The organism is Streptomyces sp. Go-475, assembly GCF_003330845.1.
Lineage (GTDB): Bacteria > Actinomycetota > Actinomycetes > Streptomycetales > Streptomycetaceae > Streptomyces.
Window position 1 is genome coordinate 3,649,298 of sequence record NZ_CP026121.1, and the last position, 13,933, is coordinate 3,663,230.

Consider the following 13,933-nt stretch of genomic DNA (forward strand, 5'->3'; position numbering starts at 1 on the left):
ACTGTCCAGACGCTGGGCATCACATTTTTCCGCCGGGTGATCCATAGGGTGTGGCGGTCGTCTCATTGACGCCTGGGCGGATACGCGGCTAGCGTGCGCGACACGGATTGTGACCGGCGTGAGCCGGGCAAGACCTGGGACGAGTTGCCTTGAGGCGACCGCTCCCGGGTCTTTTTTTATGCGTCGACCGGTCCGGCATTGACGGACCTCTTCCCTTTTCCGACTCCGTGAAATGACGGCGCATACGCAATGGAACCCAAGGAGTGGAAATGCCGGAACGCTACGCGACCGTCCAATGCTCGCGGGGACTGCACGCCCGCCCTGCGGCCGCCCTCGCCCGGGAGGCCGCGGCGACGAGCCATCGCATCACCATTCGCAGACCCGACGGCAACCCGGTACCGGCGAGCAGCACGCTCATGGTGCTGAGTCTGGGCCTCAAGGAGGGCGAGAAGGTCATTCTCACCTCCGACGACGAGACAGCCGGCCCCGCACTCGACCAGCTGGCAGCCCTTCTCGCCACGGACCTCGACGCACAGGGATGACCCCCTACGCCCACGGACGGTGGCGGTCAGCGTGGCCCGTGGGGCGTTCAGCGTGTGGTCGTGGCCAGGCGCAGGCCCAGGGCTACGAGTACGCCTCCGCTGACCGCGTCGACGCGGCGTCGGATCCTGGGCCGGCGGAACCAGGCTCCGGCGCGGCCCGCGACGGCGGCCAGGCCGAGGTAGAACGCCGTCTCGATGAGCACCTGCACCGCGGCCAGCAGCGCGGTGGTGGCGAACAGGGGGCGGTTCGCCGGAACGAACTGCGGATAGAACGCGATCATGAAGAAGGCGGCCTTGGGGTTGGCCAGCATCACCACGGTTCCCTCACCGAAGGCCGCCCACCATCCCCCTCGGCTGACGGGCGGCGTGATCGACGCGTCCGTGTCCGCCGGTGCGGCCTCGGCGCCGGTGCGGCTACGCCAGGCCGTGCGCCATGCCTTGACGCCGAGACAGACGAGGAACACCGCGCCGACCACACGCAGCACGACGAACGCCACCTCGGAGGCCGCCACGAGGGCGGCCAGACCGGCACCGGCGGCCAGGGCCCACAGGTACAGGCCCGCTTCGAGCCCCAGGACGGTGGGTACTGCCGCCCGCGGGCCGCGGAACGCCGCCTGGCGGAAGACCAGGAGCATCGCCGGCCCCGGTGACGCCGAGATGAGCAGCACGGCGACCGCGAACGCGGGTAACAACGCGAGGATGTCCATGAGTTGATCGTGCCAGCGGCTCCCAGGCCGCTCAACCGCTAGCGGACGTCGACGAAGTCGCCGGTCGCGTTGACCGCCGGAGTCGTCGCCGTGCCCGCGAAGCTGTAGCGGAAGTAGCCGTCGGTGGAGGCGGTGACGGTCGTCTTGAGGTTGCCCGTCGAGTTGGACTTGATCGTCTTCACCGTGGTGTAGGTGTTGCTGCCCTTCTTGCGGAACTGCAGCTTCACCGGCTGGTTCGCGTAGCCGTGGTACAGGTTGTCCTCCCAGTTGGCCCGGGAGAGCTTGCCGGTGACCGTGATGGTCTTGCCCTTCTTCACCGGCTCCGGCGAGGCGTCGACCGTCAGCTTCGAGTGGCGCTGCACCTTGAACGTGGTGGCCGCGTCCCGGTGGATGTAGTCGTAGTCATGGGCGGAGACCAGCGTCCTGAGGTTCCAGGTGGCCGCCGCCTTGTTGTCGACGAAGCCGGTCGCCGCCTGCGGGTCGAAGGTCAGCGTGCCCGTGCAGGTCGACGTGGTGGCGCTCACCTCGACGCACGTGATCTCGCCGTCCTCGTACCAGATCTGCGCGTAGTTCGGCTTGGGGCCGGAGGCGCTGATGTACGTGGTCTCCTTGATGCCCGAGTCGTCCGACGCGGTCACCGAGACCTTGGCGGTCACCGCCTTGGTGGTGCCGACGACGACCGGTTTGCCGCCGTTGACGACGACCTTGTCGATCGTGATGTCGCCCGAGCCGCCGTCTTCCGCCTGGGCGGCGGTGCCGCCGAGGGCGGTGGCCACCAGTGCGACGCCGGTGCCGAGCAGGGCAAGGCGCGTGGTCGCGCGCATGCGTGTCCCCCCATGAAGTTTTCGAGTGGTCGGAGGGAGAGTAATCCGTTGGCCAAGGGTTCACCACCGCGTTGTTTCGACGCCTCCCCCGAAAACTCGTGGCAGATCCGTGCGCCGTTGCGGAAGACTCGAGGGCTGACCGATGAGTTCTGCCGGGTGTGCCGGTCTTCATCGGTGTCATCGATCCATTGATCCATCGATCCACTTCCGGCCGGCGACCCTCGGCTGCGAGGCGACTGTGATCAGGAACCCCAGCGAGGAGCTGTCATGTCAGCTGTGATGCGAGAACGGCCGGCCGTGCGGGCGGGCCGCACACCGATGGTGGTGCGGCTGCTGGTGCTGGCCACGTTCGTGGTGATCCTCAACGAGACCATCATGATCAACGCGATCCCGCGGCTGATGGAGTCGTTGCACATCACCGAGCAGTCGGCGCAGTGGGTGTCCACCGCCTTCATGCTGACCATGGCCGCCGTCATCCCGGTCACCGGCTGGTTCCTGCAGCGGGTCACCACCCGCCAGGCCTACGCCATCGCCATGGGCGTGTTCCTCGCGGGTACCGCCCTGTCGGCCGTCGCGCCGACCTTCGAGGTGCTGCTGCTGGGCCGGATCGTGCAGGCCGCGGGCACGGCCGTGATGATGCCGCTGCTGATGACCACGTTGATGATCGTGGTGCCCGAGCACGACCGCGGCCGGGTGATGGGCAACGTCACCCTGGCGATCTCGGTGGCGCCGGCGCTCGGTCCCGCCGTGTCCGGACTGATCCTCCAGGTCGGGTCCTGGCGGCTGCTGTTCGTGGTCGTCCTGCCGATCGCGGCTCTGGTGACCGTGTTCGGGCTGCGCAAGGTGGAGAACATAGGCGAGCCGCAGGTGAGCTCCATCGACTGGTTCAGCGTCGGCGTGGCGGCGCTCGGCTTCGGCGGGCTGGTGTACGGCCTGAGCCTCTTCGGGGACACCGACGGCAGTGTCGCCTCGGCCATCGGCATCGCCGTCGCCGGGGCCGCGGCCATCGCGGTGTTCGTCGTCCGCCAGCTCAAGCTGCAGCGCACCGATGTGCCGCTGATGGACCTGCGCACCCTCGGGCACCGCACCTACGCCCTGTCCCTGGCCCTGATGTCCATCGGGTTCCTGGCGATGCTCGGGTCGATGATCCTGCTCCCGCTGTACCTGCAGAACCTGCGCGGGCTCAGCCCGCTGGAGACCGGCCTGCTGCTCATGCCGGGCGGTCTGGTCATGGGCCTGCTGGGCCCGACCGTCGGGAAGGTGTTCGACAAGTTCGGCAGTCGTCCGCTGGTGCTGCCCGGCTCGGTCGGCATGGTGCTCGCCCTCGGCGGGTTCACCCAGGTCTCGATGACGATGCCGTACTGGCAGGTGCTGGGGCTGCACGCGCTGCTGATGGTCAGCCTGGCGGCGACGTTCACCCCGGTCTTCACACTCGGCATGGGCGCGCTGCCCCCGCACCTGTACTCGCACGGCAGCTCGATGCTCGGGACGCTGCAGCAGGTCGCCGCGGCGTTCGGAACCGCGCTGGTGGTGACCGTGATGTCCGCGCGCACCAGCCACCTGGTAGCCGACGGCATCGCCGCAGCGCCCGCGCAGGTGGGCGGGATGAAGCTGGCGTTCGGCGTCGCGGCCGCCCTCGCCCTGCTGACGATCGCCGTCGCGGCGAAGCTGCCGCACCGCATCGCGGACGCCGGCGCCCAGGAGCACGACGGCGCCGACACGGACGTGCCCGCCGACGGACGCCCCGGCCACGGGGAGCCCGCCACCGCCGACACGGACGTGCCTGGCGACGGACGCCCCGGCCGGGGCGAGCCCGTCACCGCCGACGAGATCTGACGGGCGTGGGCGTCCCGCGCGGGACGCCCACGCCGGGCGAGACGTACGCGCCGGAACACCTGGAAGATTCCTCGTCGCCAGGAGGAGAGCCATGGGCAGGGTCATCTGTGACATCACCGTCTCGGTCGACGGCTATGCGGCGGGGGTCGGCCAGAGCGAGGAACGGCCGTTCGGTGCCGACGGCGGAGACGGGACCGGGAACAGGCTGCACGCCTGGATGTTCGAGACTCCCGACGAGAACCGGGCCGAGGTCGAGGCGATGACCGCCGCCGGGGCCTTCGTCATGGGGCGGAACATGTTCGGCCCGGTGCGGGGTGCCTGGGACCGGCGGTGGAACGGCTGGTGGGGCGGCGATCCGCCGTTCCACGCGCCGGTGTTCGTACTGACCCATCACCCGCGTGAGCCGGAGCCGATGGACGGCGGCACGACGTACCACTTCGTCACCGACGGGATCGCGTCGGCGCTGGAGCGGGCGCGTGCGGCGGCCGGTGGCGGCGATGTCCTGGTCCTCGGCGGCGCGACCACCGTCAACCAGTACCTCGCCGCCGGTCTGGTCGACGAGCTGCGGCTGCACATCGTGCCGCTCACGCTCGGCGCCGGCACGCGGTTGTTCGACGGCGTGCCCCCGCTGGACCTGGAGCAGGTGGCGTCGCGGTCGGCGAGGCAGGTCACCCACGTGCGCTACCGCGTGCTGTCCTGAGCCGCACGCGGGGGGAAGTACGACGACGGACGCGACAACTCCGCTCCGCGCGCGGGAAATTCCGTTGCCCGGGCCGGAGGGCGGTGGACACCCTTCCGGTATGACCACGAGTTCTCCCGCCGACGGCCGTGCGGGTATCGACGCGGCGTTGGTGAGGCGGCTGATCGCCGCGCAGTTCCCGCAGTGGAGCCGTCTGAGCGTGACACCGGTCGAGGTCGACGGCTGGGACAACCGGACCTACCGGCTCGGCGAGACGATGACCGTGCGGCTGCCCACCGCCGAGCACTACGCCCCCGCCGTCGCCAAGGAAAACCGCTGGCTGCCGGTGCTCGCGCCGTCGCTGCCGGTCCCTGTTCCGCCGATCGTGGCGCGCGGCCGGCCCGGGGAAGGCTATCCCTACGACTGGTCGGTCCGCGGCTGGCTGGACGGTGAGGTGGCCCGTCCCGAACGCATCGCCGACCTGCCGCGGTTCGCGGAGTCGGTGGCCGGGTTCCTCCGCGCCCTGTGGGCCGTCGACCCCACGGGCGGGCCGCCGGCCGGGGCGCACAGCTTCTACCGGGGCGCGCCGCCGGCCCACTACGACGACGAGACGCGCCGCGCCCTGGCGGCGCTCGCCGGACGCGTCGACACCGACCGGGCCGCCGCGGTGTGGGACGCGGCGCTGCGGGCGACCTGGCGGGGGCGGCCGGTCTGGTTCCACGGCGACGTCGCCGCCAACAACCTGCTGGTCAGGGACGGCGAGCTGGCCGCCGTCATCGACTTCGGCACCTCCGGTGTCGGGGATCCGGCCTGCGATCTGGTGATCGCCTGGACGATGTTCACCGGCGACAGCCGCGAGGCGTTCCGCCGTGCCGTGGACCAGGACAGCTCTGCCTGGGCACGGGCGCGCGGGTGGGCGCTGTGGAAGGCCCTGATCTGCCTGGCGCGGGACATCGACACGGATGCCGAGGAGGCGGCCGTCCATCGCCGGGTCATCGACGAGGTCCTGGCCGTGAATTGGCGGTTAATCGGGGCTGACGGGCAATGAACCATTGGAAATGGAGAGATCCCACCACACAACCAAACCCAATTCCCCGCCGTCACACCACATTGCGAGAACCATTCCCTTTCACGGAGGTTTTGCAATGTCCTCTTCCCGGACCGGCCGTCGTTCCTTACGGCTCTCGTCGGCGCTGACGCTGCTGCTCGGCGCGGGCATGGCGTCCTCGCTCCTCCTGGGCGGCACCGCCGCCGCGGCGACGCCCGCCGCACCAGCCACCGCAGCCGTCGCGTCCGACGGGCGGGCGATCGTCTACACCGCCGCCCCCGGGCAGACCAACGACGTGACCGTCACCGCGACGATCAACGACGACTCCTCGCGGATCACCTACCTGATCGACGACTCGGTCCCGATCGGCGCGGGCACCGACTGCGCGTACCCCAGCGCCACGGACCGGACCAAGGTCGCCTGCACGGTCGGCACCCTGGAGAGCCAGGACCCGTACCCCGCCCTGAGGATGTCCCTCGGCGACGGCGACGATGTCGTCGCCTACGCCAACGCCACCGACCAGGCGTACTACTTCGCCTCCCTCGATCTCGGCGCCGGCCGGGACGCGTACACCGAGACCGGCGACGTCAGCGGCAACGGCGTCTCCGGCGGCGCGGGCGACGACCACCTCACGGTCGGCGAGGTCACCGTGGTGTGGGGGGACGCCGGCGACGACACCCTCCGCGGCGGCGCCGGGTCCCTCGCGAAGGGCGGCGACGGCGACGACACGATCCGCTCCTCGGGCGAGGACAGCCACGCCGACGGCGGCGCGGGCGGGGACACGCTCCTCGGCGGGGCCGGCCGGCAGCACCTGTCCGGCGACGACGGCGACGACCTGATCCGCGGCGGTGCCGGCAACGACTTCCTCTACGGCGGGAGGGGCCACGACATCCTCCACGGGGAGGACGGCGACGACACGATGTACGGGAACAGCGGGAACGACGAACTGTACGGCGGCCGGGGCACGGACACGCTCTCCGGCGGGCCCGGCAGGAACGTCGTCCGCCAGGACTGACCACAACACTCCTCTTTGATCCGGAAGCCATCCGAAACATTCGAAGACCGGAACCCTGCCCTCCGAGCCGGAAGGGCAGGGCACTTCCCGCACACACGACACCCGCCCGCTCCAAGTACCGCCTGAGCAGCGGCAATTGCCAGAACCCGGGACACGAGTCGCCACGAACATTTCGCAACACTCGCCGAAACTATTGACAGTTGACAGGGCCAGGCCAACACTCCCGATGACAGAGCTCCCCCGTCACCCACCCCCACGAGGACGAGGAGGAAGCACCCCCATGAAGAAGTCATCAGGCAGGCTGCGGCTGTTCCTCAGCGGTGTCTGCACCCTGCTGCTGGTCGCGGCGGCGGCCATCGCGCTGCCGGGCACCGCCCACGCCGACACGGTCGTCAACCGGAACCAGACCGGCACCCACAACGGGTACTACTACTCGTTCTGGACGGACGCACCGGGCACGGTGTCCATGACCCTGTCCGGGGCCGGCAGTTACAGCACCTCCTGGCGGAACACCGGCAACTTCGTCGCCGGCAAGGGCTGGAGCACCGGCGCCCGCCGCACGGTGAGCTACTCGGGCACGTTCAACCCGTCCGGCAACGCCTATCTGACCCTCTACGGCTGGACGGCGAACCCGCTCGTCGAGTACTACATCGTCGACAACTGGGGCACGTACCGGCCCACGGGCACGTACAAGGGGACCGTCACCAGCGACGGCGGCACGTACGACATCTACAAGACGACGCGGTACAACGCCCCGTCCGTGGAGGGCACGCGCACCTTCGACCAGTACTGGAGCGTCCGGCAGTCGAAGCGGACGGGCGGCACCATCACCACCGGCAACCACTTCGACGCGTGGGCCCGCGCCGGCATGCCCATGGGCAGCTTCAAGTACTACATGATCATGGCGACCGAGGGTTACCGGAGCAGCGGCAGCTCCAACATCACCGTGCACACGGGACCGTGACGATGAGCACCGGCGCACCTTCCCCGCGCGCACTGCTCACGGCGCTGACGGTCCTCGCGACGGCCGCCGCCGCCACCCTCACCGCCGCGGCCCCCGCCGGCGCGGCGCGGGCGGCGGCCTGCACCGGGTACGTCGGGCTCACCTTCGACGACGGGCCGTCCGGCAACACGACGAGACTGCTCGACGCGCTCCGGCGGAACGGGCTGCGGGCCACGATGTTCAACCAGGGCCAGTACGCCGCCGCCAACCCGGCGCTGGTCCGGGCCCAGGTGGCGGCCGGCATGTGGGTCGGCAACCACAGCTACACGCACCCGCACCTGACCCGGCTGGGCCAGGCGCAGATCGACTCCGAGATCTCCCGCACCCAGCAGGCCATCGCCGGCGCGGGAGGCGGCACCCCGAAACTGTTCCGCCCGCCGTACGGCGAGACGAACTCGACGGTGCGGTCGGTCGCGGCCCGCCACGGCCTGACCGAGATCATCTGGCACGTGGACTCCCAGGACTGGAACGGCGCGAGCACGGACGCGATCGCGCAGTCGGCCGCCCGCCTCACCAACGGCCAGGTCATCCTCATGCACGACTGGTCCGCCAACACCCTCGCCGCGATCCCCCGCATCGCCCAGAACCTGGCCTCCCGAGGCCTCTGCCCGGGCACGATCTCCCCCCAGACGGGACGCGCGGTGTCCCCCGGCTGACCCGACGACCCCGGAACCTCGCAGCACATCCCCGGCCGCCCCCGCCGGCCTTCGTACCTGAGTACGTGTGCTCATGACGGTCCCCTCCCGGGCCGGGATCCTGGTGGTATGAGGAACTGGGGATTGCTCTCGGCCGGGGCCGCGCTCGTCGGTGGTGTGCCCGTTGCCGCTTGGGGACTGATGGGGCAGCAGAACCACGAGGGGCTGCCGGCGAGTGAGCTCGACTACGCCTTCCAGCCGTGGGACATCGGGGACGGCGTCGCCGCGGTGCTCGGCGGGCTCGCGCTGGTGCTGGCGGGGCTGGGCGCGACCGTGCTCGTGCGGGGTGCCCGGCGCGGGGCGCTGGATCCGCGCTGGTGGGGGGTGATCGGGCCGCTGGTGGTCGTCGGGCTGATGACCGGGGTGGGCTGGCGGATCCTCACCGCGGGGGGTGTCGGCGCCAACATCGGGGCCGGGCTGTTGATCATCTTCGGTACGCCGTTCGTCGCCGGGCTGTCGCTGTGGGCCCTGGCGTGGGGCGTGTGGCTGGTGACCGACCGGAGCGGGGACGGCGGCCGGGCCGGCGGCGGGGAGCTGGGCGGGTTCGCCTCCCGGGGGGTGTGACGGCCGGGCTGCTTGGCCGAAAATCCCCGACGGGTCGACGGCAGGGGCGGCAACGTCCGTATCCCCGGGGGAGGTTCACCTAGGTTGGTGGACCGGTGTCCTTTCCCACCCCCCAGGAGGCCCTGCCGTGCCCGACGACAGCCTGCGCGCCCGTATCGACACCTCCAAGCCGCACTCGGCCCGCTTCTGGAACTACTTCGTCGGCGGCAAGGACAACTACGAGGTCGACCGCGAGATCGGCGACCAGATCAAGTCGATCTTCCCGGGCCTGGTCGACGTGGCGGTCACGAGCCGCCGGTTCCTGGGGCGCGCGGTCCGGTACCTGGCCGGGGAGCAGGGCGTGCGGCAGTTCCTGGACGTGGGCACCGGGCTGCCGACCGCCGACAACACGCACGAGGTCGCCCAGCGCGTGGCCCCGGACGCCCGGATCGTCTACGTCGACAACGACCCCATCGTCCTGGCCCACGCCAACGCGCTCCTCACGAGTACGCCCGAGGGCAGGACGGCGTACCTGGACGCCGACCTCTACGACCCCGAGGCCGTCCTGGAGGCCGCGGCGGGCACGCTCGACCTCTCGCGGCCGGTGGGGCTGATGATCCTCAACACGCTGGGGCACGTCGCCGAGTACGAGCGGGCGCGGGAGCTGGTGCGGCGGCTGATGGCCGGGCTGCCGGCCGGGAGCCATCTGGTGATCAGCGACAGCACGGCGACGAGTGAGGGCATGATCGCCGCGTCCGAGGCCTATAACGCGAGTGGGGCCGTGCCGTACTACGTGCGGCCGGTCGCTGAGGTCGCGGGGTTCTTCGAGGGGCTGGAGCTGGTCGAGCCGGGGATCGTGCGGGTGCCGGAGTGGCGGCCGGACTCGGAGGACGCCGATGCCAGTGCGGTGGACGCGTACTGCGGTGTCGGACGCAAGCCGTAGGTCCGTGGGTCGGTGCGGCGCCGTGGGGGCTGGTCGCGCAGTTCCCCGCGCCCCCAGGACAAGCCAGGCCCCTTCACCCGTCCGGGTCCGTCACCCCGGCCCCCACCGCCCCCCACGCGATAATCAGGACATGCCCGACCCATCCCCCGTCCCCCAGCCGATCAGCCGGCTGCTCGGGGATCTGGTCGCGGTGGGTGAGGCCCACTCCCTCGTTCTCGCCGGCGGGTACGCGGTGCTGGCCCACGGCCTCGTGGCGCGGGCCGGGCGGGACGTGGATGTCGCCACCGAGCACCCCGCCGGGATGGACGCCATCGCCGACACGGTCCGGACCGGGCTGGTGGCACGCGGCTGGCTGGTGCGGACCCTGGAGACCGGCCCGCTGGCCGCCCAGTTCCTCGTCACCGACGCGGCGAGCGGTGAGGAGTTCGAGGTCGGCCTGCGCAAGGAGGTGCTGTGGCGCCCGCCCGTGCTCACGGAGCTCGGGCCGGCCCTGTCCCTCGAGGACCTCGTCGGCACCCGGGTGCGGGACCTGGCCGACCGGGGACTCACCCGCGACCTGGTCGACGTACACGCCGCCTCGGCCCGCTGGAGCCACCCCGAACTGGAGGAGCTGGGCCGCCGGCACGCCCCCGACACCTTCGACCTCACCGATCTCCAGGCCCGGCTGACCGGCACGGACTGGCTCGACGACAGCGCGTTCACCGCCCAGGGCCTCGATGTCGGGGCCGTCGCGGGGCTCCGCCGCTGGGCGCAGGAGTGGGCCGACGACATCGCGGAGCGGCTCATCGAGGGCGAGGCTCCCGACGAGGAGTGACCCGCGGGACTTACCGGTCGGTACCCTGACCGGATGGGGAAAGGGGCAGGCGGGCAGGTGGGAGTCGTGGCCGCGCTGGTACGGGCGGCGTTCCTGGTGGACGGGGTGTACGCGGAGGCCAGCCGGTCGTACGGGCTGACGCCGCAGCAGGGCCAGCTGCTCTGTGTGCTGCTGCCGCAGCCGTACGGGATGGGTGAGCTCGGCGAGACGCTGGGGCTGGCGAAGTCGAGTCTGACCGGGCTGGTGGACCGGACGGTGCGGCGGGGGCTGGTCCGGCGGGAGGCCGATCCCCGGGACGGGCGGGCCGTGCGGGTGGGGCTGACGGAGGAAGGGGCCGCGCTCGCCGAGGAGTTCTACGCCGAGACCTGCCGCCGGATTCGGGCGCTGCCGTCCGGGCTCAGCGGCGCCGAGCGGGACCGGCTGGCCGCGCTGCTGTCGCGGGTCGTGGTCGACAACGAGGTGCCCGAGGTGTTCGTGGAGACCGGGACGGTCTCCAACAGCAAGTAGCGGGATCCCGGGGGGCGTTCACCGCCCGGGCACCGGTGTCGTCGCGTGCTGCTCCCGTCGTCCCGCCGCCATCAGGGACAGTGTCACCGCGGCCGACGCCACCGCCATCGCCGTCATCGCCAGGGCCGGGGAGGTCAGTTGGGCCACCGATCCCGCGAGCGCCGCCGCGACGCCCTGCATGGTGAGCATGCCCGACGAGTGCAGCCCCAGGGCGTGGCCGGTCAGGTCGTCGGGGGTCAGGGCCACCAGCCGCTCCTGCTGCACGAGGCTCGCGCCGAAGCCGACGGACGCCAGCGTGACGGCGGCCACCGCGAGCGGCAGCGGCGGACGCAGCAGGAACGGCACGTACGGGACGGCCAGGAGCAGCAGCAGCGGCAAACCCAGGCGGGGGCGCAGCCGCGGCGGGAGCAGACGGCCCACCAGCACGTCCCCGGCCAGCATGCCCAGCGCGGCGCAGGCGAACAGGGTGCCGGCGGACTCTGGGGCGTAGGGGACGAAGAGGGATTCGCAGCCGACGACCAGGCCGTTGGGGATCCAGAGGGCCAGATAGACCTGGCGGCGGGGTGGGGACGACCAGAGCAGCGCGTTGGCGCGCCAGGTCGCCGACACCGAGGGGCGGCCCGTCGCGCGGGGCGGGCGCGGGGTCAGGCGCAGGCGGATCGCGACCGCCGCGACGCCGTACAGCGCCGCCGCCAGCAGCAGGGACACGCGTGGGGAGAGGACCGCCACCAGGACGCCTCCGGTGGCGTATCCGAGGATCTGCACGACCCCGGACATCATGTTGAAGACCGAACGCCCCAGCAGGTAGCCGTCGTCGGAGAGGATCTCGTTCACCAGCCCCCAGCGCACTCCCCCGCCGAGCGAGGCGGCCAGGCCCTGGCCGAGGAGGACGGCGAAGACGGCCCAGACGGGCAGCGCGGGCAGGGCGAGTACGGCCGTGCCGGCGGCCAGGACGAGGGAGATGCCGGTCAGGGCGGACCGCGGGGGCAGACGGTCGGCGCCCGAGAGCAGGAACGTCGCGCCGAGCACCTGGGTCAGCGACTGCCCGAACATGCTGAGCGCCGACAGCAGCGGTGAGTCCGTCGCCCGGAACACCAGGACGCCCAGGGCCAGTCCGCCGATCGTCTGGGCCATGACTCCGGCCGAGGAGGCGAGGAAGAGGGGGGTGAACTCCGGGGTGCGGAAGAGCTGCCGGTAGCTGCGCATGCGCCGAGTCTGCGAGCAGCGCGGGCACCTCGTTATTGTTTCGCGGCAGCGCGAAAGGTGGTGGGGTGGGCATGGGCTGGTGGCAGATCAACGCCGATACCCTCGCCGCGAGTCGCTTCTGTCTCTCCCCGCTCGCCGAGACGTTCGCCGCGCTGAAGCTGCTGCACGCGGGCGTCGCCGCCCACCCCGGTGAACGCGTGTGGCTGGACGCCCATCTGCCGGACTACCGGGCCCGGCTGGCCGCCGACCCGGTGACCGCGCGGCTGGTGCGGGCCGGGCTCGGCAAGGACTGGATCGCCGACTTCCTCACCCCGGCCCCGAGGGACGGCGAGTCCTTCGCCGACGGCGTCGCCCGGGTGCGCGCGGCCGACCCCCGCCGGGCCCGTGCCCACCTGACCGTCTCCCTCGCCGGCCCCCTCCCCGCCGTGCTGGACCGCGACGACCTGCCGGAGCGTGCGGCCGCGCTGCTGGAGTACGTCTGGGCGCGGGCCGTACGCCCGGACTGGGAGCGGCGCCGGCGTGTCCTGGAGGCCGACGTGGTGGCTCGGACCGCGCAGGTGAGCCGGGGCGGCTGGGCGGCGGTGGTGGACTCGCTGCGGCCGGGACGCACGCGGTGGCTCGGCGGCAACCGGCTGCAGGTGAACCTGCACGAGTATCCGCCGCGTGAGATCTCGGGCGCCGAGCTGCTGTTCGTGCCGGTCACCCCGAAGTGCGGCTGGGTGTCCTGGGAGGAGCCCGGCCGGTACGCCCTGGTCTATCCGTGCGCGGGCGCGCTCACCGACCCCGCCGCCCGTGCGGCGCCCGCGAGTCTGGGCGCGCTGCTCGGTCCGGCGCGCGCCGCGGTGCTCGTGCTGCTCGACTCCCCGCTCAGCACGACCCAGCTGGTCGCCGTGACGGGCCAGGGCCTCGGCTCGGTCGGGCGGCATCTGCGGGTGCTGCTGGACGCGGGGCTGGTGCAGCGGCGCCGGGCGGGCAGGTCGGTGCTGTACGCGCGGACGGCGGCGGGGCAGGTGCTCGTGGAGGCCCAGCACCGGCCCGGCATCCGCCGGAGCTAGCATCCGCTCATGACGACTACCAACGGTTCCTCTCCCCTCGACGTCGAGATCGGTGCGCTTCAGGGCGGTTCCGCCGACCTGTCCCAGTACGCGGGCAAGGCGGTGCTCGTGGTGAACGTGGCCTCCAAGTGCGGCCTGACCCCGCAGTACAACGGGCTGGAGAAGCTCCACGAGCGGTACGCCGAGCGCGGCTTCACCGTGCTCGGGGTGCCCTGCAACCAGTTCCTCGGCCAGGAGCCGGGCAGCGCCGAGGAGATCGCCGAGTTCTGCTCCGCGACCTACGGTGTGACCTTCCCGATGACCGAGAAGGTCGAGGTCAACGGCGGGAACCGGCACCCGCTGTACGAGCGCCTGACCGGCTTCGCCGATGCCGAGGGGCACAGCGGGGACATCCGCTGGAACTTCGAGAAGTTCCTGATCGGCAAGGACGGCACGGTCGTCGCCCGCTTCTCCCCGCAGACCGAGCCGGAGTCGGCGGAGATCGTGACGGCGATAGAGGCCCAGCTCGGCTGACGG

The 13,933-nt window shown here is 71.7% G+C and carries 16 protein-coding genes; 13 read left to right on the forward strand and 3 right to left on the reverse strand.

The features are described from left to right. The first annotated feature begins 269 nt into the window (after positions 1-269). The gene (locus C1703_RS16665) at positions 270-542 is read left to right on the forward strand and encodes an HPr family phosphocarrier protein (protein WP_114253618.1); all 273 of its coding nucleotides are present in this window, start codon (positions 270-272) and stop codon (positions 540-542) included. Between the two features lie 47 nt (positions 543-589). Here C1703_RS16665 and C1703_RS16670 read toward each other — a convergent pair whose 3' ends face one another. Both C1703_RS16670 and C1703_RS16675 read right to left on the reverse strand, forming a co-directional pair. Continuing rightward, on the reverse strand, positions 590-1,249 hold the full coding sequence (locus C1703_RS16670) for a LysE family translocator (protein WP_114253619.1): 660 nt from the start codon (positions 1,247-1,249) through the stop codon (positions 590-592). 38 nt (positions 1,250-1,287) lie between these two features. Next, on the reverse strand, positions 1,288-2,073 hold the full coding sequence (locus tag C1703_RS16675) for a calcium-binding protein (protein WP_114253620.1): 786 nt from the start codon (positions 2,071-2,073) through the stop codon (positions 1,288-1,290). A gap of 267 nt (positions 2,074-2,340) precedes the next feature. Between C1703_RS16675 and C1703_RS16680 the strand changes: the two genes are divergently transcribed. The 10 genes from C1703_RS16680 to C1703_RS16725 all read left to right on the forward strand — a co-directional run bounded on the left by C1703_RS16680 (position 2,341) and on the right by C1703_RS16725 (position 11,156). Further along, positions 2,341-3,909, forward strand: coding sequence for an MDR family MFS transporter (locus C1703_RS16680; protein ID WP_114253621.1), 1,569 nt, complete (start codon positions 2,341-2,343; stop codon positions 3,907-3,909). Positions 3,910-4,000: 91 nt separating this feature from the next. Then, positions 4,001-4,609, forward strand: coding sequence for a dihydrofolate reductase family protein (locus C1703_RS16685; protein WP_114253622.1), 609 nt, complete (start codon positions 4,001-4,003; stop codon positions 4,607-4,609). Positions 4,610-4,709: 100 nt separating this feature from the next. Next, positions 4,710-5,636, forward strand: coding sequence for an aminoglycoside phosphotransferase family protein (locus C1703_RS16690; RefSeq protein ID WP_114253623.1), 927 nt, complete (start codon positions 4,710-4,712; stop codon positions 5,634-5,636). Positions 5,637-5,733: 97 nt separating this feature from the next. Continuing rightward, positions 5,734-6,651 carry a calcium-binding protein gene (locus tag C1703_RS16695; RefSeq protein ID WP_114253624.1) on the forward strand — a complete coding sequence of 306 codons (918 nt, stop codon included), beginning with the start codon at positions 5,734-5,736 and terminating at the stop codon, positions 6,649-6,651. Positions 6,652-6,931: 280 nt separating this feature from the next. Continuing rightward, a complete protein-coding gene (locus C1703_RS16700) occupies positions 6,932-7,615 on the forward strand; it encodes a glycoside hydrolase family 11 protein (RefSeq protein ID WP_114253625.1) in 684 nt (227 codons plus the stop codon). A 2-nt stretch (positions 7,616-7,617) separates the two neighbouring features. Beyond that, a complete protein-coding gene (locus tag C1703_RS16705) occupies positions 7,618-8,310 on the forward strand; it encodes a polysaccharide deacetylase family protein (protein ID WP_114253626.1) in 693 nt (230 codons plus the stop codon). Between the two features lie 180 nt (positions 8,311-8,490). Beyond that, the gene (locus tag C1703_RS16710) at positions 8,491-8,913 is read left to right on the forward strand and encodes a hypothetical protein (RefSeq protein ID WP_198678190.1); all 423 of its coding nucleotides are present in this window, start codon (positions 8,491-8,493) and stop codon (positions 8,911-8,913) included. A 127-nt stretch (positions 8,914-9,040) separates the two neighbouring features. Next, positions 9,041-9,835, forward strand: coding sequence for an SAM-dependent methyltransferase (locus C1703_RS16715; RefSeq protein ID WP_114253627.1), 795 nt, complete (start codon positions 9,041-9,043; stop codon positions 9,833-9,835). Between the two features lie 130 nt (positions 9,836-9,965). Then, positions 9,966-10,649: a nucleotidyl transferase AbiEii/AbiGii toxin family protein gene (locus C1703_RS16720; RefSeq protein ID WP_114253628.1), complete on the forward strand. Its 684-nt coding sequence runs from the start codon at positions 9,966-9,968 to the stop codon at positions 10,647-10,649. A 33-nt stretch (positions 10,650-10,682) separates the two neighbouring features. Next, positions 10,683-11,156: a MarR family transcriptional regulator gene (locus C1703_RS16725; protein WP_114253629.1), complete on the forward strand. Its 474-nt coding sequence runs from the start codon at positions 10,683-10,685 to the stop codon at positions 11,154-11,156. A gap of 18 nt (positions 11,157-11,174) precedes the next feature. Here the strand turns inward: C1703_RS16725 and C1703_RS16730 are convergent, their stop codons facing one another. Beyond that, a complete protein-coding gene (locus C1703_RS16730) occupies positions 11,175-12,362 on the reverse strand; it encodes an MFS transporter (protein WP_114253630.1) in 1,188 nt (395 codons plus the stop codon). Between the two features lie 71 nt (positions 12,363-12,433). Here C1703_RS16730 and C1703_RS16735 point away from each other — a divergent pair, with 71 nt between their 5' ends. Further along, a complete protein-coding gene (locus C1703_RS16735) occupies positions 12,434-13,417 on the forward strand; it encodes a winged helix-turn-helix domain-containing protein (protein WP_114253631.1) in 984 nt (327 codons plus the stop codon). Between the two features lie 9 nt (positions 13,418-13,426). Next, positions 13,427-13,930: a glutathione peroxidase gene (locus tag C1703_RS16740; protein ID WP_114253632.1), complete on the forward strand. Its 504-nt coding sequence runs from the start codon at positions 13,427-13,429 to the stop codon at positions 13,928-13,930. Positions 13,931-13,933 lie beyond the last annotated feature (3 nt).